This window comes from uncultured Aquimarina sp., from assembly GCF_947500065.1.
GTDB lineage: Bacteria > Bacteroidota > Bacteroidia > Flavobacteriales > Flavobacteriaceae > Aquimarina.
Genome location: NZ_CANMQT010000003.1, coordinates 90,245 through 106,051, shown reverse-complemented (window position 1 = coordinate 106,051; position 15,807 = coordinate 90,245). Strand labels below are relative to the sequence as shown.

Annotated in this window: 15 protein-coding genes; 8 read left to right on the top strand and 7 right to left on the bottom strand. The window is 32.5% G+C overall.

Features of this window, described 5'->3' with window-relative positions; translation table 11 throughout:
• Nucleotides 1-44: 44 nt before the first annotated feature.
• A complete protein-coding gene (locus tag Q0975_RS10550; protein WP_299436216.1) occupies nucleotides 45-596 on the bottom strand; it encodes a hypothetical protein in 552 nt (183 codons plus the stop codon).
• Between the two features lie 295 nt (nucleotides 597-891).
• Here Q0975_RS10550 and Q0975_RS10545 point away from each other — a divergent pair, with 295 nt between their 5' ends.
• Entirely contained in the window at nucleotides 892-2,019 is a 1,128-nt protein-coding gene (locus tag Q0975_RS10545) for a histidine decarboxylase (RefSeq protein ID WP_299436213.1), read from the top strand.
• A gap of 35 nt (nucleotides 2,020-2,054) precedes the next feature.
• Here the strand turns inward: Q0975_RS10545 and Q0975_RS10540 are convergent, their stop codons facing one another.
• From Q0975_RS10540 to Q0975_RS10520, 5 genes are all read right to left on the bottom strand, one after another.
• A complete protein-coding gene (locus Q0975_RS10540) occupies nucleotides 2,055-2,687 on the bottom strand; it encodes a chloramphenicol acetyltransferase (protein ID WP_299436210.1) in 633 nt (210 codons plus the stop codon).
• Entirely contained in the window at nucleotides 2,687-3,379 is a 693-nt protein-coding gene (locus tag Q0975_RS10535; RefSeq protein WP_299436207.1) for an HAD family hydrolase, read from the bottom strand. The genes Q0975_RS10540 and Q0975_RS10535 overlap by 1 nt, the downstream gene beginning before the upstream one ends.
• 107 nt (nucleotides 3,380-3,486) lie before the next feature.
• Nucleotides 3,487-5,178 (bottom strand): energy-dependent translational throttle protein EttA, encoded by a 1,692-nt coding sequence (gene ettA / locus Q0975_RS10530; protein ID WP_299436204.1) that lies wholly within the window; start codon nucleotides 5,176-5,178, stop codon nucleotides 3,487-3,489.
• A 54-nt stretch (nucleotides 5,179-5,232) separates the two neighbouring features.
• A complete protein-coding gene (locus tag Q0975_RS10525; RefSeq protein ID WP_211073417.1) occupies nucleotides 5,233-5,415 on the bottom strand; it encodes a CAL67264 family membrane protein in 183 nt (60 codons plus the stop codon).
• Nucleotides 5,416-5,622: 207 nt separating this feature from the next.
• Complete coding sequence (locus Q0975_RS10520) at nucleotides 5,623-7,038, bottom strand: DNA/RNA non-specific endonuclease (protein ID WP_299436201.1); 1,416 nt, start codon at nucleotides 7,036-7,038, stop codon at nucleotides 5,623-5,625.
• 246 nt (nucleotides 7,039-7,284) lie between these two features.
• Between Q0975_RS10520 and Q0975_RS10515 the strand changes: the two genes are divergently transcribed.
• The 7 genes from Q0975_RS10515 (at nucleotide 7,285) to Q0975_RS10485 (ending at nucleotide 14,405) form a co-directional block, all read left to right on the top strand.
• A complete protein-coding gene (locus Q0975_RS10515; RefSeq protein ID WP_299436198.1) occupies nucleotides 7,285-8,913 on the top strand; it encodes a carboxyl transferase domain-containing protein in 1,629 nt (542 codons plus the stop codon).
• A 140-nt stretch (nucleotides 8,914-9,053) separates the two neighbouring features.
• On the top strand, nucleotides 9,054-10,799 hold the full coding sequence (locus Q0975_RS10510; protein WP_299436195.1) for an AraC family transcriptional regulator: 1,746 nt from the start codon (nucleotides 9,054-9,056) through the stop codon (nucleotides 10,797-10,799).
• A 115-nt stretch (nucleotides 10,800-10,914) separates the two neighbouring features.
• Entirely contained in the window at nucleotides 10,915-12,036 is a 1,122-nt protein-coding gene (locus tag Q0975_RS10505) for a hypothetical protein (protein ID WP_299436192.1), read from the top strand.
• A 217-nt stretch (nucleotides 12,037-12,253) separates the two neighbouring features.
• On the top strand, nucleotides 12,254-12,874 hold the full coding sequence (locus tag Q0975_RS10500; RefSeq protein WP_299436189.1) for a hypothetical protein: 621 nt from the start codon (nucleotides 12,254-12,256) through the stop codon (nucleotides 12,872-12,874).
• A 52-nt stretch (nucleotides 12,875-12,926) separates the two neighbouring features.
• Nucleotides 12,927-13,127 (top strand): hypothetical protein, encoded by a 201-nt coding sequence (locus Q0975_RS10495; protein ID WP_299436186.1) that lies wholly within the window; start codon nucleotides 12,927-12,929, stop codon nucleotides 13,125-13,127.
• Nucleotides 13,128-13,259: 132 nt separating this feature from the next.
• Nucleotides 13,260-13,442 (top strand): hypothetical protein, encoded by a 183-nt coding sequence (locus Q0975_RS10490; RefSeq protein WP_299436183.1) that lies wholly within the window; start codon nucleotides 13,260-13,262, stop codon nucleotides 13,440-13,442.
• Nucleotides 13,443-13,604: 162 nt separating this feature from the next.
• Nucleotides 13,605-14,405 carry a hypothetical protein gene (locus Q0975_RS10485; protein WP_299436180.1) on the top strand — a complete coding sequence of 267 codons (801 nt, stop codon included), beginning with the start codon at nucleotides 13,605-13,607 and terminating at the stop codon, nucleotides 14,403-14,405.
• Nucleotides 14,406-14,476: 71 nt separating this feature from the next.
• Here the strand turns inward: Q0975_RS10485 and Q0975_RS10480 are convergent, their stop codons facing one another.
• Entirely contained in the window at nucleotides 14,477-15,796 is a 1,320-nt protein-coding gene (locus Q0975_RS10480; protein WP_299436177.1) for a M24 family metallopeptidase, read from the bottom strand.
• Nucleotides 15,797-15,807: the final 11 nt, after the last annotated feature.

The following is a 15,807-nucleotide window of genomic DNA, read 5'->3' as shown; positions in this document are numbered from 1 at the left end:
ATGTCTAGCTATTAGACATCCCTTTCACTCTTTCTACTATATTACTAATATCTGTCTTTTATTTTCTTTTTATTTTTAGAAACTTTTCTTCCAGCTTTTTTTGCTTGCGTGGCATTTCCATTTTTAATTTTACTTTTCTTGTTACCATTTGCTTTCTTAACCGCAGATGCTCTTTTCACGGTTCCATCTACTTTTTTCACACCAACGGACCTCTTTTTGGTACCATTAGGTTTATTTACGCCACCAGCTCTATATGTATCTCCATCAGCCTGATTAACTCCTACTCTACGTTTCTTAGTACCATCAGCCTTGTTTACTCCTGCTGCTCTTTTTTTAGTTCCATCTGCCTTATTAATGCCAACTCCTCTATATGTATCTCCATCGGCTTGATTTACACCTACCGCTTTTTTTACATTTCCATCAGCATCTTTTTTAGCGATCTTAACCTTTTTATTACCTTCAGCATCCTTAGATTTTACCACTTTTACTTTTTCTCCATCTTTATTCTTGCCATACTTTACAGTTTTCTCTTGAGTATAACCTACTACTGTAATTCCAAAAACAAATACTATTGCTAAAATTTTACTTATTCTCATAATTCCGTTGCTTTAATGTTACATCTTTAGGACACGCTTCATCTTAAAAGGTTTAAAATAAAGTTAAAAAAAATGAAATAATCTTTATCTAAAATCCGAATCTATTCGAAGTTTCTGTGATACTTCTTTTCTAAATTTCTTCATGGAACAATATTCTATAAATAATGCAATAAAACACTTTACAAAGAACAAAAAACTATAAACCACCATTAAAAAGACTAATATTCTATTTTTATATAATTATTTAGAAAATAGATCTACAGTCTATATTTTTGCGCAAAATTCAGACGGTACCATGAAATTACATAATGAGGAACAACAACAACTAGATCAATTATACCAGAGCATTAAAAATACAACTCATAATTTTCTGGGATATCCTGTCTCTAAAGATTTTGATTATTCTGAATTAATGCCATTTCTACAGTTTCCATTAAATAACTTAGGTGATCCATTTAGTGAATCTACGTATCGGGTTGATTCCAGAGAAATGGAGCGCGAGGTGGTAAATTTCTTTGCTAATTTGTTTAGGGCTCATGAAAATGATATTTGGGGATATGTTACGAATGGTGGTTCTGAAGGAAATTTATATGGTTTATATGTAGCGAGAGAATTATATCCTAAAGGAATGGTTTATTTTTCTGAAGCTACACATTATAGTATTCAGAAAAATGTAACCTTGCTCAATATTGATTATGTTATCGTAAAATCTCTACCAAACGGGGAAATGGATTATGAAGATTTAAAAGAAGCCATTGGATACCAAAGACATAAACCAGCAATAGTAGTTGCTAATATTGGTACAACCATGACCGAAGCTAAGGATGACACAAGAAAGATTAAATCTATTCTAGATGATATGGCTATTGAAAAAAGTTACATTCATGCAGATGCAGCTTTAGCAGGAGGTTTTGCTCCATTTATAACTCCTCGTCCAAAATTTGATTTTGAAGATGGTATCGATAGTATTTCAATTAGTGGTCATAAATTTATTGGATCACCAATGCCTTCAGGCGTTGTTATTGTAAAAAAAGATAATCGAGATAGAATCGCAAGGCGCATAGCATACATCGGCAGTTCTGATGCTACCATAACCGGATCAAGAAATGGACATACTCCTTTATTTTTATGGTACGCTATAAAAAAACTAGGAGTTAAAGGATTCAAAAAACGAACAGAACATAGTCTAGCGGTTGCTTTATACACAGAAAACAAGTTAAAAAAACTTGGAATTAAAGCTTGGAGAAATGATAATGCTATTACCATTATTTTTCCTGCTCCTAGTGAAGAGATTATTAATAAATGGCAATTAGCTACAGAAAATGGACAATCTCATATTATTTGTATGCCTAATGTATCTATTGAACAGATTGATAAATTTATAGCAGACATGGAATCAGAACTATGTGAAGTAGTATTTTAATTAAATATGCCTTAAGGTTTCTCTATAAAATTAAATTATTCATTCAATAATCGCTGAAACTCTTCGAGGTATACACCAACATGATATCCATCCATTAACCCATGATGTACATGGATAGATATAGGAAGATTAATTCTCCCATCTACTTTGGTATATTTTCCAAAGGAAATTTTGGGTACACTGTCTTTATACTTAAAATGTCGAGCATGTGAAATTCCGGTAAAATTATACCACGGGATCGATGAGATATGTACAGTATCTATTCTTTTTGCATTATCATTATGACGCAATCCTGTACTATTCTTAACTGCCTCTATTTCTTTTCGGGCATTAGCTAGAAAAATATCAAAACTTTCATTAAACTCTATAAAAGAAAATCCAAAGGTATGATCCTCGCGCCCTATCGTGGCAGAACCATGAATTTGATCATACACATATACTTCTTCCTCTTCTATCCTATATTTAAAAGGATCTATTGTATTAACAGCTTTCAGAGCTTTATACAAATAATATAGAAAATAAGGATATCCATTGTCTTTAATTTCCTGATATCCTTTGGTAAAATCCACAGTAGATACAATCCCAAAAAAAGGTTCATCAAAACCACTGAAGAACTCAAAATGTTCTCTTCTATTCCAATTATTAAGATCTAACGCTCTCTTTTTCATTACAAATATTGCAATAGTTCACCGGACTTCGTAAGGCTTTTAAAATTAGGATGATCAATAGTGCCGTTATGTACTTCATGTGCCCAAGTAGTATGAAACGGAATATGGCACGCATGCGCACCAATATTAAGTACCGGTAGAACATCTGATTTTAAGGAATTTCCAACCATTAAAAACTCAGATTCCTTAATATCCAGATGATGTACCAACTTTTGATACTGCTTTTCTGTTTTGTCAGACACTATCTCAATATGATGAAAATATGCTGATAATCCCGATTTAATTAACTTTCTTTCCTGATCTAACAAATCACCTTTGGTTGCCATCACTAACCGGTATTTCTCAGATAAGTATTGAAGAGTTTCCTCAATACCATCCAGCAATTCTACCGGTTCTTGTAGCATTTTTTTTCCTTTTTCTATCAGTTTTTCTACAAGCTGGATATCCATATTACCATTAGTAATCTTAATTGCCGCTTCAATTAAAGAAAGCGTAAATGGCTTAATACCATACCCGTATAAATCAAGATTTTGCATTTCTACTTCAAAAAGCAACTTATTCGCTTCTTCTTTAGGAAGATGGTCTGATACAAGTTCACAAAATTCTTCTTCAGCTTTTCTGAAAAAAGTTTCATTTACCCATAAAGTATCATCTGCATCAAAAGCTATAACCTTAATATTTCTTAATGGCATTGTATAGTATTTGAGTATGTTAGAGGCAAGTACGCTTTCCTTTGAGTGACAGGTAGTGTGGTCAACCTACGATTTTCCTACCCAAACACTCATATATCAAACAGACTCTACCTTACTAGTTTTTTATACTTAATTCGTTTTGGCATCAAATCTCCTCCTAAACGTTTCTTCTTATTTTCTTCATAATCCGAGAAACTACCTTCAAAGAAATAAACTTGAGAATCTCCTTCAAAAGCTAAAATATGTGTACATATACGATCCAAGAACCAACGGTCGTGAGATATTACTACGGCACAACCAGCAAAATTCTCAAGCCCTTCCTCTAATGCTCTTAAAGTATTAACATCAAGATCATTGGTCGGCTCATCCAAAAGTAAGACATTACCTTCTTCTTTGAGAGTCATTGCTAAATGCAATCGATTACGTTCTCCACCAGAAAGTGTAGATACTTTCTTGTTTTGCTCGCTTCCACCAAAATTAAAACGACTTAGATATGCTCTGGAATTTACTTCTTTACCACCCATCATCACTAAATCCTGCTCATCACTAAAGTTCTGCCAAATGGATTTATCAGGATCAATATTAGAGTGTGCTTGATCTACATAAGCGATCTTAGCAGTCTCACCCACAGAAAAACTTCCTTTATCAGGAGTTTCTTCTCCCATAATCATTTTAAAAATAGTAGTCTTTCCTGCACCATTAGGTCCAATGATTCCTACTATTCCCGCTTGAGGAAGTTTAAAATTAAGATCTTCATATAACAGTTTATCTCCATACGCTTTACTAATTCCAGCTGCTTCTAAAACGTTCGTTCCTAAACGTGGGCCATTAGGAATATATATTTCTAGTTTTTCGTCAAGCTGTTTTTGATCTTGACTCATCAATTTATCATAATTCTTTAAACGCGCCTTTTGCTTGGTTTGTCTTCCTTTTGCTCCTTGACGCACCCATTCTAGTTCTCGTTCTAACGTTTTTTGACGTTTAGAAGCTGATTTACTTTCCTGAGCTAAACGTTTAGATTTTTGATCTAACCAAGAAGAATAATTTCCTTTCCAAGGGATTCCCTCTCCTCTATCCAATTCCAAAATCCAACCTGCAACATTATCTAAGAAGTATCTATCGTGAGTTACTGCGATAACAGTTCCTTTATATTGCGCCAAATGATGCTCTAACCAATGAACAGATTCAGCATCTAAGTGGTTGGTTGGTTCGTCTAATAACAATACATCAGGTTCTTGTAATAATAAACGACAAAGCGCTACTCTTCTTTTCTCTCCACCAGATAAAACTCCTATTTTCTTATCAGAATCTGGAGTTCTTAAAGCATCCATTGCTATTTCTAGTTTAGTATCAAGCTCCCAAGCGTTACTAGCATCAATCTGATCCTGTAATTTGGCTTGCTTATCCATTAACTTTTCCATCTTATCAGCATCGCTGTAGACTTCTTCTAAACCAAACATATCATTGATCTTATTGTACTCATCCAGCACAGCAACAGTTTCGGCCACTCCTTCTTTTACAACTTCTAATACTGTTTTTTCCGGATCCAACTGTGGTTCTTGTTCTAAATATCCAACAGAATAATCTTGAGAAAACACCACGTCTCCCTGATAATTCTTGTCAGTACCAGCAATTATCTTCAATAATGTAGATTTACCGGATCCATTAAGTCCTAGGATTCCGATTTTCGCACCATAGAAAAAACTTAAGTATATATTTTTTAGAACTGGAGTATTTGCGCTTTTATACGTTTTTGTTACTCCAGACATAGAAAAGATTATCTTTTTATCATCAGACATAAGCCCCTAAATTTTAATATAATATTAGTTAATTAATTTGTGTTAAAAAAGTAGTTATACTCTACCTTTTAAAGCATTGAACACCCAGGCATTTGCCAGAAATCCTACGCCAACTGCTGCGAATCCCCATCCGGAAACATCTCTATATCTAAATGCTCCTAAAGCTATCAACCCCAGTCCAGCTAAAATCATTATAAATGTAGCCCACGCCAATACCGTATTTTTATTCATTCCCATAGCAAGTTATTTAGTTAACCATTCTTAATCTGTAATCAAAAATAGCATGCAAATATCGGTATTTTATCGTCAAAAAACAGGATTTTAAAGAGATCTTCGGTTACTTTAATACCTTACATATTGTTACACAAATAGTTATAAAAATGATTTATCAAAAAACGGGTACTTAATTTCTAAATACCCGTTTTTACTTAGTTAGAAATATACCTAACTGGATGGGCCATTATCAATGTTTGATTCTAAAACAGATTCTACAGAATTTGTAATATTCTCCAAAAGATCATATCCCGTTAGGTTTTCGATTGAATTAACGGATGTCCTAAATTGAGTCCAATCACTGCTTATACCCTGATCGTTAGGAACGTTTATCGCAATTACTCTTGTAGATGTGGTTACACGATTGATATCATTAGTACCATTTGGTAAAATAAGGGCAACTTTCCAAAATGAATCTGGTACCGTAATATTACCTCCATCAATCGTAGCTGCAAAACCATTTCTACCTGTTCCTCCACTTCCTGCAACTCCAGCTATAACATGTACTTCATTGCCCTCTAAAGTCAAAGACCTTAGATATGTTTCAAAATTAGCCCAACTCCTTTGATTATTATCTGGCGCTTGTGGAGCAATATTACTCATGTAAAAAGTATTCTCATTAGCTCCTGAAGTATATGTTCTATCCGCTGATGGACATAAATGACCTCTATCAAATCCTGAATTCGTGTAGTCACTGGAAACAGCTCTAAAAAAATTACTTGGTAATGAAGTATCTCTTTTAAAGCAATTACACCTAGAAGCATTTCCTGTCCAGGCAGTGCTTAAATGCCAACTAACCCAATTAGCAGTTCCTCTATTATTGTTATAAGACAAAATAAAATCTGGTTTTGATAAATAGTAATTGGTAGCACCCGAACCAGCATTTGATGGATTACCAAAAGTGATGTTACTATCTCTGGATGCAGAACCTCCTCCTCCTGTGGATCCTGTGGTAATTTCAAAATTATCAATATTAATTCGATTAGAACCTCCAGATGTTTTGTATACACCATAACGCACACTTCTGGTTTCATTTACATTAAAAGTTACAGTATTTAAAGTCGTAGAGTTTGTGGTAATTGTAGATCCTACATAAGACCAAGAAGAACCGTTATCATAAGAAGCAATAAGACGCCAATTAGAATTTCCGTTACTTCCATATTTAGCGTGACGAATTCTAACAGTTTGTGCTCCATTATCCATATTGAATGACATAATTGCATATCCAGTATTCCTAATTCTAACTGATTTAGCACCAAATTTACGGTCATTCGATAATGTTCCAATTAGAGCATCACTTAGATACCAACTACCCGAAGAAGATAGATTTACACTACCGCCGGCATAACTACCTTTAGAACCTGACTCATAAGTTTCTGTAAAGCCATTAGCTCTTTTTTCTGTAAAATTATGTTCATGAGGGCCTTCATTATCATAATAATTTGTCTGGACTTTAATTTCATCATTTATTTCTAAAGGAATTGATGAGATATCCTCATAAAAAGATTCATCTTCTACATTACAGCCAACAAAAGAAAGAGTAATAAAAATAAAGAAAAAGAACGTGTTTAATTTAAATAGTTTCATAGTTGAGTTTTGATTATAGATTAGTATTTTAAATAGTTGGTTTTAAGTTAGTTATAAAACCACCTCACCATTGTTAATTATCTAATAATCAATTGTTAGCAAACTGTTATAAAACAAAATATCATAGTATTCACAGTTAACATTTATGAAACTTTACTATTGAAAATATATCTGCACTATTGGTTTTACTATTTATCATTTAAAAATTACTTGATTTTTGTATTTTCGTGCAAACAATACACACAAATGGATATAAACTTCAATAAGAACGAAGATCACAATAAACTCTTGGTCTCTGCATTACGTCAAAAACTGGCAAAAGTAAAGTTAGGTGGTGGAGAAAAACGAATAGAAAAGTTACATGCCAAAGGCAAAATGACTGCTCGAGAAAGAATCGAATATTTATTAGATGATGATTCTAAGGCAATAGAAATTGGAGCATTTGCTGGAGATGATATGTACGAAGAACATGGTGGATGTCCTAGTGGTGGAGTTGTTATTAAAATAGGACACATTAGTGGTAAGCAATGTATTGTAGTTGCAAATGACGCTACTGTAAAAGCAGGTGCCTGGTTCCCTATTACTGGTAAAAAAAACCTTAGAGCTCAAGAAATTTCAATTGAAAATAAGTTACCCATTATATATCTTGTAGATAGTGCCGGAGTTTACCTACCGATGCAAGATGAGATTTTTCCAGATAAAGAACATTTCGGAAGAATTTTTAGAAATAACGCCGTTATGAGTAGTATGGGGATTACTCAAATCTCTGCTGTTATGGGAAGCTGTGTTGCAGGAGGTGCATATTTACCCATAATGAGTGATGAAGCATTAATTGTAGATAAAACAGGAAGTATTTTCTTAGCTGGTAGTTATCTTGTAAAGGCAGCCATAGGAGAAAGTATTGATAATGAAACCTTAGGTGGTGCAACAACACATTGTGAAATTTCTGGTGTTACAGATTATAAATCGAAAGATGATAAAGATGCACTGGATACCATAAAAAATATAGTTTCCAAAATAGGAGACTTTGATAAAGCGGGTTATAATAGAATCAAAGCTGAAAAACCTAAAAAGGATCCAAAAGATATTTACGGAATTTTGCCCAAAGCACGTAATGAACAATATGACATGATGGAAATCATTCATCGACTGGTAGATGATTCAGACTTTGAAGAATATAAATCTGGGTATGGACAAACCATTATAACGGGATATGCTCGTATCGATGGTTGGGCTGTTGGTATTGTTGCCAATCAACGTAAATTGGTGAAAACAAAAAAAGGAGAAATGCAGTTTGGCGGTGTGATCTATTCTGATTCCGCAGATAAAGCTACTCGCTTTATTGCCAACTGTAATCAAAAGAAAATTCCTTTAGTTTTTCTACAAGATGTTACTGGGTTTATGGTAGGTAGTAAAAGTGAACATGGAGGTATTATAAAAGATGGTGCAAAAATGGTAAATGCTGTTAGTAACAGTGTGGTTCCTAAATTCACCATTGTTATTGGTAATTCTTATGGTGCCGGTAATTATGCTATGTGTGGTAAAGCATATGATCCGAGATTAATCTGTGCTTGGCCAAGTGCCGAATTAGCAGTTATGGGAGGTACGCAAGCTGCCAAAGTACTATTACAAATTGAAACAGCTTCTTTAAAAAAGAAGGGTCAAAAACTATCTGAGGAAGACGAAAAAGCATTGTTCGATAAGATCAAAGCTCGATATGACAAACAAATTTCTCCATATTATGCAGCAGCAAGGATTTGGACAGATGGAATTATCGATCCGTTAGACACCAGAAAATGGGTTTCCATGGGTATCGAAGCTGCCGACCACGCTCCTATTGAAAAACCTTTTAACCTAGGAGTTATACAGGTGTAAAAAATAAAGAATGTTAATGTTCAACTAAAGTATTAGTTATACTTTAGTGATTTTACAGTGATTGGGTATTTTATCCAATTACTGTACAACATTAAATCAAATACATCTTAATCTTTTATAGATATATTATCTTTTTACTTATGAGAGTTATTACCGTACCCTTATTATCAATAATACTCTTGCTATCTTTCTATAAAGGATTAGCTTTTCAAGAAAAAAATATCTCTAAAGCTGATATAGCGTTTATTTCCAATGAAAAAGACACTGATTCTATACAATCTTTTCTAGCTCAAAGAATAAATATAGACGTAGATCAGGCCGAATTAGGTTATAAAGTTTATTTAGATCGAGGTATCAAAGAAGATAACGATACGATCCAATTCTGGGCTAACTTCTATTTAGGGAATATAGCGTATTCGAAAAAGAAATATGATTTAGCTATTCAATATGGTAATAAATCTGTGCACTTTGGAGAGAAATTAAACTATGGAGGTTATATCATAAGTGGCTTGTCAATTCTTGGCGGTGCATATCAAAAAAAAAGGGATCGTAAAAATGCACTGAATCAGTACCTATATATGAAAGAGGTTATTAAAAAATATAATCTTAAGCAATATGAAATTGATAATTTAGTAAGTATTGGTCAAATTCGAATACGATTAGGTCAAAATGAAAAAGCTTTGGTTTCTTTAAAAAAAGGACTGGAATTACTTCAAAAACCAGCATATAAATCTCAGAAGAATTATCATGCCAAATACTTATCTACCATCCAAGGCATTGGGGTTTGTTATTATAAGATGAATAACTATGATGAGGCATTAAACTATGATTATAAAGGATTGCAATACGCCGAGAAGCATAATCTAAAAGAATATATTATTGATTTTAACCTTAACATAGGAGAAGCATATATTGGAAAGAAAAAATATAACAAGGCACTTTCTTACTTAACTATTGCGAAATCTGATATTTTACAAGGAAACAAAAAAAATGACCCTGATCTTTTTACAGCTAACCTACATATAGCAACTTGTTTTTATGCGCAAAAAAAATATAAAGAAGCTAGAGAATTATTACTTGACAATTTTGAACATATAAAAGAGAATGTTGAAGTTGAAAAAATAAGAGAAGCTTCTGATCTAGCAAAAAAATGTGGCGAAAAACTAAATGATACCGATTTACAGTTTAAATATATCACGGCATATACTAAAATTGTCGATTCATTATATCAAAATGAAATGAGTGCGCAGGAAAAACTGTATGATCACGATATAGAAAATCTAGAGGAACAAAATCAAGATCTTATCTCTAAAAACACACTTTACATCATTAGTTTTCTACTTGCTCTTATTGCTGCCATTGCCGCCTTAATCTATAACCTCAAAACCAAACAAAAAAATAAGCTTTTATACGAAGAGCTGAAAAAGGAAAGAATACAGGAATTCAAATTAGAACCAGAAATTTTAAGTGTTGCTAAAAAGGAATACATAACAGACAAAAAAGCAGAGAGTTTATTACAAAAATTGTCTGCTTTAGAAAAAACAACGTTTTATTTGAATATTGATTGTAACCTTTATAACACAGCAAAAAACATAGAAACAAATACAACCTATTTATCTAAAATAATTAATGAATATAAAAAACAATCATTTAATGATTATATAAATGAATTAAGAATAAAATATTTTAGGAATCGATTAGATACTGATGCTAAATTTCGTTCCTATACAATTAAAGCTATTGCAGGTGAATTGGGCTATGGAAGTGTAAATACTTTTGCTTCGGCATTTAAAAAACAAACGGGACTAAGTCATTCATATTATATTAAGAAGGTGACAACAGAAATAAATATATCGAAACAACAAAACGAGGGTATCATCTCTTAAAAATATAAAAAAAATAACATCAATTTTATAAAATTGATGTTTCTAACATCCTTATGTTCTTAGTTCTAACTATACAAGTTTTATTTTTACAATACAAAAACAAAAAAACTTTATAATGAATTATAAAAAATTACTCTCCACTATAATTTTCTTGATCTTTTATTCAACATATTTTTATGGACAAAACCATGAAGATTATTCTGAAATAAACATAGATGTAGATGTCAATGTAAACTCTGGAGAAATAGAAATTAATCCATCGGATATAGCAGATCTAAAAGTCTTGATTCACGGATCCGTAACCTTAAATATATATGGAGTATATGATTCCACCCAATCAGAAGAACTATCCACAGAGAAAAGTATTACTCTATTTGTATCTCCAAACTTTATAGATACAACATTAGAACCTATTATAATTCCTCCTCCTACTAGATCACAATCAACAAAAACAGATAAAATTTTCCTTGGCTTTTTTGAATTAAACCTTTTAAATAATAATTATAATGTTACAACAGGAGATCATATATTTACTTTAAGAGTAGAAGAAAACTCTGATAATACGATAGTAGATGAAGAAAGTATAGATATAGATATTTATGATTCAGATTTTTTAGCGGATCTCGAGGTAACTAATGCTGAAATATTAAGAAATGACCTAAGGATTTCTAGAGAAGGAGTACTAATTAAAAGTTATATAGAAAACAGTGGAAAAAAAGATGTGATCAAGAAATCTAAGGTTAATTTTTATTCAAAAAAAGAAGAAAAATTTCGGTTATTAGGTTCAATAACATTAGGACCATTAGCCAAGGGAGAACGGAAATCTGTTACCCTGCCAATTGATGGTAATGCTTATCAAAACATTGTTAACGATTACATTTATATTTTAGCGGATGCCGATGATGATATATTCGAAAGAGATAGTTATAATAATAGACTTAGGTATTACGTCCCCCAAATACAATCAGGTAACACTACTATAAAAGCATATCCCAATCCATTTGAAGATACCGTAAATTTCACATTTTTTGTAAGTGATGAATCTCATCCTTTAGTTATTTTAACTATTTATGATCAAAAAGGGAATTTTCGTGGCAAACAAGGTTACATAGAATCTCCAGATAATAGTTTCGCAACTATATCGTATTCCAATAGTGCGCTCCCTGCAGGAATATATACATATGGCCTTTTGGTGAACAATATTCAGTATTACGGTACTATTATGAAAAAACAATAATATTTACAAAATATAAATACCTAAAAGCGATTTCTTGAGTAAAAGAAATCGCTTTTTTCATGGATAAATAAATCATACAGATACGTTGTTCATAAACAACATCAAATTTATAAAACTGACTTTCCTTCCTTTTTATAATCAATGTTTTACCTATAGTTTTACGAATGTATTCTAGTCGACGAGAATCATAAATCATTTTAAAACTAAAATTAATCTCATGAAAAATATTTTAAAAAAAGCTGTATTCGCGCTCCTTATACTAGCGGTAATTAGTTGTCAAAAAGAAGATGATGGTACTCTCGAAGAGAACCTCTTAATAGAAAGTGAAATTAGCGAAAAAAGTAACTCTGACATCCTCATAGTATGTTCTGTAGACGGAATTCCTAATGGATATATAGTCCAAGAATATATATACAATAGTCAATGCCCAAATTCTAATCTATTTTTGGGAACCTATAATGCTGCTATTGTCGAACGAAACGGAACACCAAAAATAATCAGTGCAGGAGCAGGTTGTGCGGATAATTATTGTATATGGATTGTTGGAACTAATTTTGAAAACGGCTCCTATGTAGATGTGCGTACTACTTCTGGCTCTAGTATAATAGGAACTTATCGAGGAGCTAACCGTACTTTAACAACAAATGCTCAAGGACAACAGGTCATTACATTACGATTGGGATCGGCCTATGAACGTAATCAATTTGCTAGTAGTGGATTACGAATTTGGGTAGTAAATCCAGTAGCAAGAAAATGGGCAGATGGCAGAACTGTAAGAAGACCAGGTGGTGGAAATGGAAATCCTATTGATCCTCCATGTAATCCAAGATGCCCATAATCAAGAGCTTTCTATTTATTTTAAAACTACAATTAATTAAAACCATAAAACTATGTTAGGTAATATTTTAAAAGTAAGCGGAGTTAGAATCCTTAATAAAGAGCATCAAAAATCAATTCAAGGAGGTACTTATGGATGTCAAAATGTAGCAAGAAGATGCATTGATGATAGTGATTGTTGCTCAGGTAGTTGCGGAGTTGAAAAAATAATCAATGGAAATCCTATTACACTTTCTATATGTTCATATACTTAAATAGTAAGTAAGAGTATTTTGAACAGATTCAATTAAAATCAAAAATTAAGAAAATTCTAGAAAAAACAGACAGAAAACAGCAACTGTCTTAAAATGTTTGCTACACTAATAAAAACAAATAATCTTAAAAAAATGAAAAAATTAATGCAAGTAAAAGGCGCTCAAGTTTTAAACAAGCAAGCACAAAAATCTATTAATGGAGGTAACACTGGTATGCGTTGTTATAGTCATACTGATTGTAATATTTTAAGTTCTTTACCAGGTTTTGAATATGAAGAATTCTTTTGTTTTTGGGGAATGTGCCAAATAGCATAACGGTTTTTTATTTCTTTAAAAGAATATTCCAAAGGCGATGCATACTTGCATCGCCTTTATATATTTATCTATAAGTACCACTTTTATTGCTAAAAATATTATTCATAACATACTAAAATCCGTATTATCTAGTTCAATATTTATAACTTAAAAGCAAAAGTAATGAACAAACCATTTTTAAAAATTAAAGTATTAAGTATTGCAATACTAGCCTGTCTATTCATTGTTAGTTGTAGTGACGATGATAGTAATAGTAATGCTAATCCAGATATTACTCAAGAAGATGTTATGAAAAGTCTGGAAGTAGAAAAGATTTCTAATTTCATTGATGACATGACGTTGGATAATATTTCTATGAATAGATCCAATGCCGAAATTTCTTCCAAATTTGGAAGACCAGATTGTGCAGAATTTAGTGTTACCGATACGGGATACACACTTACTTTCACTGATTGTACTAACGAGGATGGCGAAACTATAAGTGGTTCTATTAACGTAAGTGTTGTTATAGAAAACAATGCAGTTTCTACAACAATAACTTTTGATAACTTAACATTTGCAGGAAACTCAGTTAATGGAAGTAAAACTACTTCCTATTCTTTAGACACTACTGATGGAGGAAGTTTTACATATACTGTTACTTCTGACCTATCAATCACTTTAGCAGATGGAACAACTGCTTCAGAACAAGGAACTAAAACCTATACAATTACTGGACTTGGTAATGCTGATGCCGCCTACACTCTTGGTGGAAACTGGACAGTAACTTTAAATGCTGATAGTTATTCATTATCTACCGATCCTACATTAGAAGGAACTCTAAGTTGTGGATATATTACTACAGGAACTTTAGTAATGACCAAAAACGATTTATCTGCTTCTATTAATTATGGAGATGGTACTTGTGATAATAAAGCAACAGTGACATATCCTGATGGTACTACTGAGGAAATTGATTTATAGTTTATTTATAAATTAATTCTAAGAATTTTTAACATCCGTAAAATTATATTTTACGGATGTTTTTTTTGACGTTATCTCTTGGGAATAGTAATTAATTCAGTTTGTCTTTCATTAACATACCTAAAGCCTTTAGCGCCCCAAAATCCAGCTTCTTCAAGCATAATTCTGATATCTTTTTTCCACTCTGGTATAGTTACAGTAGTATTTAATTCTATAGCATACACTGTGTTTTCATATAATGGATAATCCCCATTAACAGGAACACCGCCTTGAGAATCCCACATACCAATAGTTGTACCGGAAGAATGTCCATATAACCCTAACGGATGTGTATATATTGACGGTTTTAAACCTTCTGCTCTACCCGCTTCTAAGGATTTTAATAAAATCTCATTTCCTGTTTTTCCAGTTTCAAAGTTTGATGTAAAAATATCCTGAATGCGATTTCCATCGGAGAAAGCCTTAGTCAAAAATTCTGGAGGAACCATTTCTTCGTTATTAAGGATATATGCATGCTGCTGACAATCTGTATTTAGTCGTAAATATGTAATTCCGAAGTCACAATGAATTAAATCTCCTTTGCGAATAATCTTTTTATCGGGACGATTAGAAAAGGAAGTGATATGACTTTCTAACGCCTCTCCTGCTCTTTGAATATCCACGGTAGGGTGAAACCAGGTTTTTAATCCCATATCAGTTACCTTTTGGCGCAACCACCATACTACATCATCAGTTGTAGTTGTTCCTGGTTTTATAACCTTGGTACTAAATGCTTCCGCTATGATATCATGTGTTATTCTAACCAATTCCTTATACATCTCCATTTCCTGTTCTGTTCTAGTCTCTATCCAGGCAATGGCCAATTTCTCAGCAGAAGTAACTCTAGCTCTATAATTCTCAGGAAGTTCTTTCATAAACTCCTCATAATCAGTTTTCACAATACCATCTACAATTCCAAAATGTTCGGAATAATTAATTCCAATTTTTTTAGGGTCTCTTTTTGCAATAATATCTACTAATGCTTTCCACTGATCTGGTTGTCTCTCCTTGTCCCAGGCAGAATCAATATATTTCCCCACATTATATCTAGCCACAGCAAGATGTTCTATAGTATTCTTTTCTTTATTTCTATAAAAAACTAATATGGTTCGTCTCCTAGCATTTAACCATTTAGCAGGAAGCATAGTCCGAAGCACTGGATCTTCATTATACTCTCTAGAAATCAATATCCACATATCCATATCTGTTCGATCCATTAACTCTGGTAATAGGTTATTGAAACGATCTGCCAGAATTTGATCTATTACTTCTGCCCTATCCCTTTCTGGAAGAATTTGGGCATTGATAAGACAGGTAAACAACAATAAAATAACTAATAACTGTTTTTTCATAATGATCAGTG

Bases quoted from the DNA above. Each gene is read 5' to 3' on its own strand.
- Q0975_RS10540 (WP_299436210.1), bottom strand. From the start codon at position 2,687: ATGAAAAAGAGAGCGTTAGATCTTAATAATTGGAATAGAAGAGAACAT.
- Q0975_RS10535 (WP_299436207.1), bottom strand. From the start codon at position 3,379: ATGCCATTAAGAAATATTAAGGTTATAGCTTTTGATGCAGATGATACT.
- Q0975_RS10550 (WP_299436216.1), bottom strand. From the start codon at position 596: ATGAGAATAAGTAAAATTTTAGCAATAGTATTTGTTTTTGGAATTACA.
- Q0975_RS10520 (WP_299436201.1), bottom strand. From the start codon at position 7,038: ATGAAACTATTTAAATTAAACACGTTCTTTTTCTTTATTTTTATTACT.
- Q0975_RS10495 (WP_299436186.1), top strand. From the start codon at position 12,927: ATGTTAGGTAATATTTTAAAAGTAAGCGGAGTTAGAATCCTTAATAAA.
- Q0975_RS10515 (WP_299436198.1), top strand. From the start codon at position 7,285: ATGGATATAAACTTCAATAAGAACGAAGATCACAATAAACTCTTGGTC.
- Q0975_RS10545 (WP_299436213.1), top strand. From the start codon at position 892: ATGAAATTACATAATGAGGAACAACAACAACTAGATCAATTATACCAG.
- ettA (WP_299436204.1), bottom strand. From the start codon at position 5,178: ATGTCTGATGATAAAAAGATAATCTTTTCTATGTCTGGAGTAACAAAA.
- Q0975_RS10480 (WP_299436177.1), bottom strand. From the start codon at position 15,796: ATGAAAAAACAGTTATTAGTTATTTTATTGTTGTTTACCTGTCTTATC.
- Q0975_RS10510 (WP_299436195.1), top strand. From the start codon at position 9,054: ATGAGAGTTATTACCGTACCCTTATTATCAATAATACTCTTGCTATCT.
- Q0975_RS10490 (WP_299436183.1), top strand. From the start codon at position 13,260: ATGAAAAAATTAATGCAAGTAAAAGGCGCTCAAGTTTTAAACAAGCAA.
- Q0975_RS10485 (WP_299436180.1), top strand. From the start codon at position 13,605: ATGAACAAACCATTTTTAAAAATTAAAGTATTAAGTATTGCAATACTA.
- Q0975_RS10500 (WP_299436189.1), top strand. From the start codon at position 12,254: ATGAAAAATATTTTAAAAAAAGCTGTATTCGCGCTCCTTATACTAGCG.
- Q0975_RS10525 (WP_211073417.1), bottom strand. From the start codon at position 5,415: ATGGGAATGAATAAAAATACGGTATTGGCGTGGGCTACATTTATAATG.
- Q0975_RS10505 (WP_299436192.1), top strand. From the start codon at position 10,915: ATGAATTATAAAAAATTACTCTCCACTATAATTTTCTTGATCTTTTAT.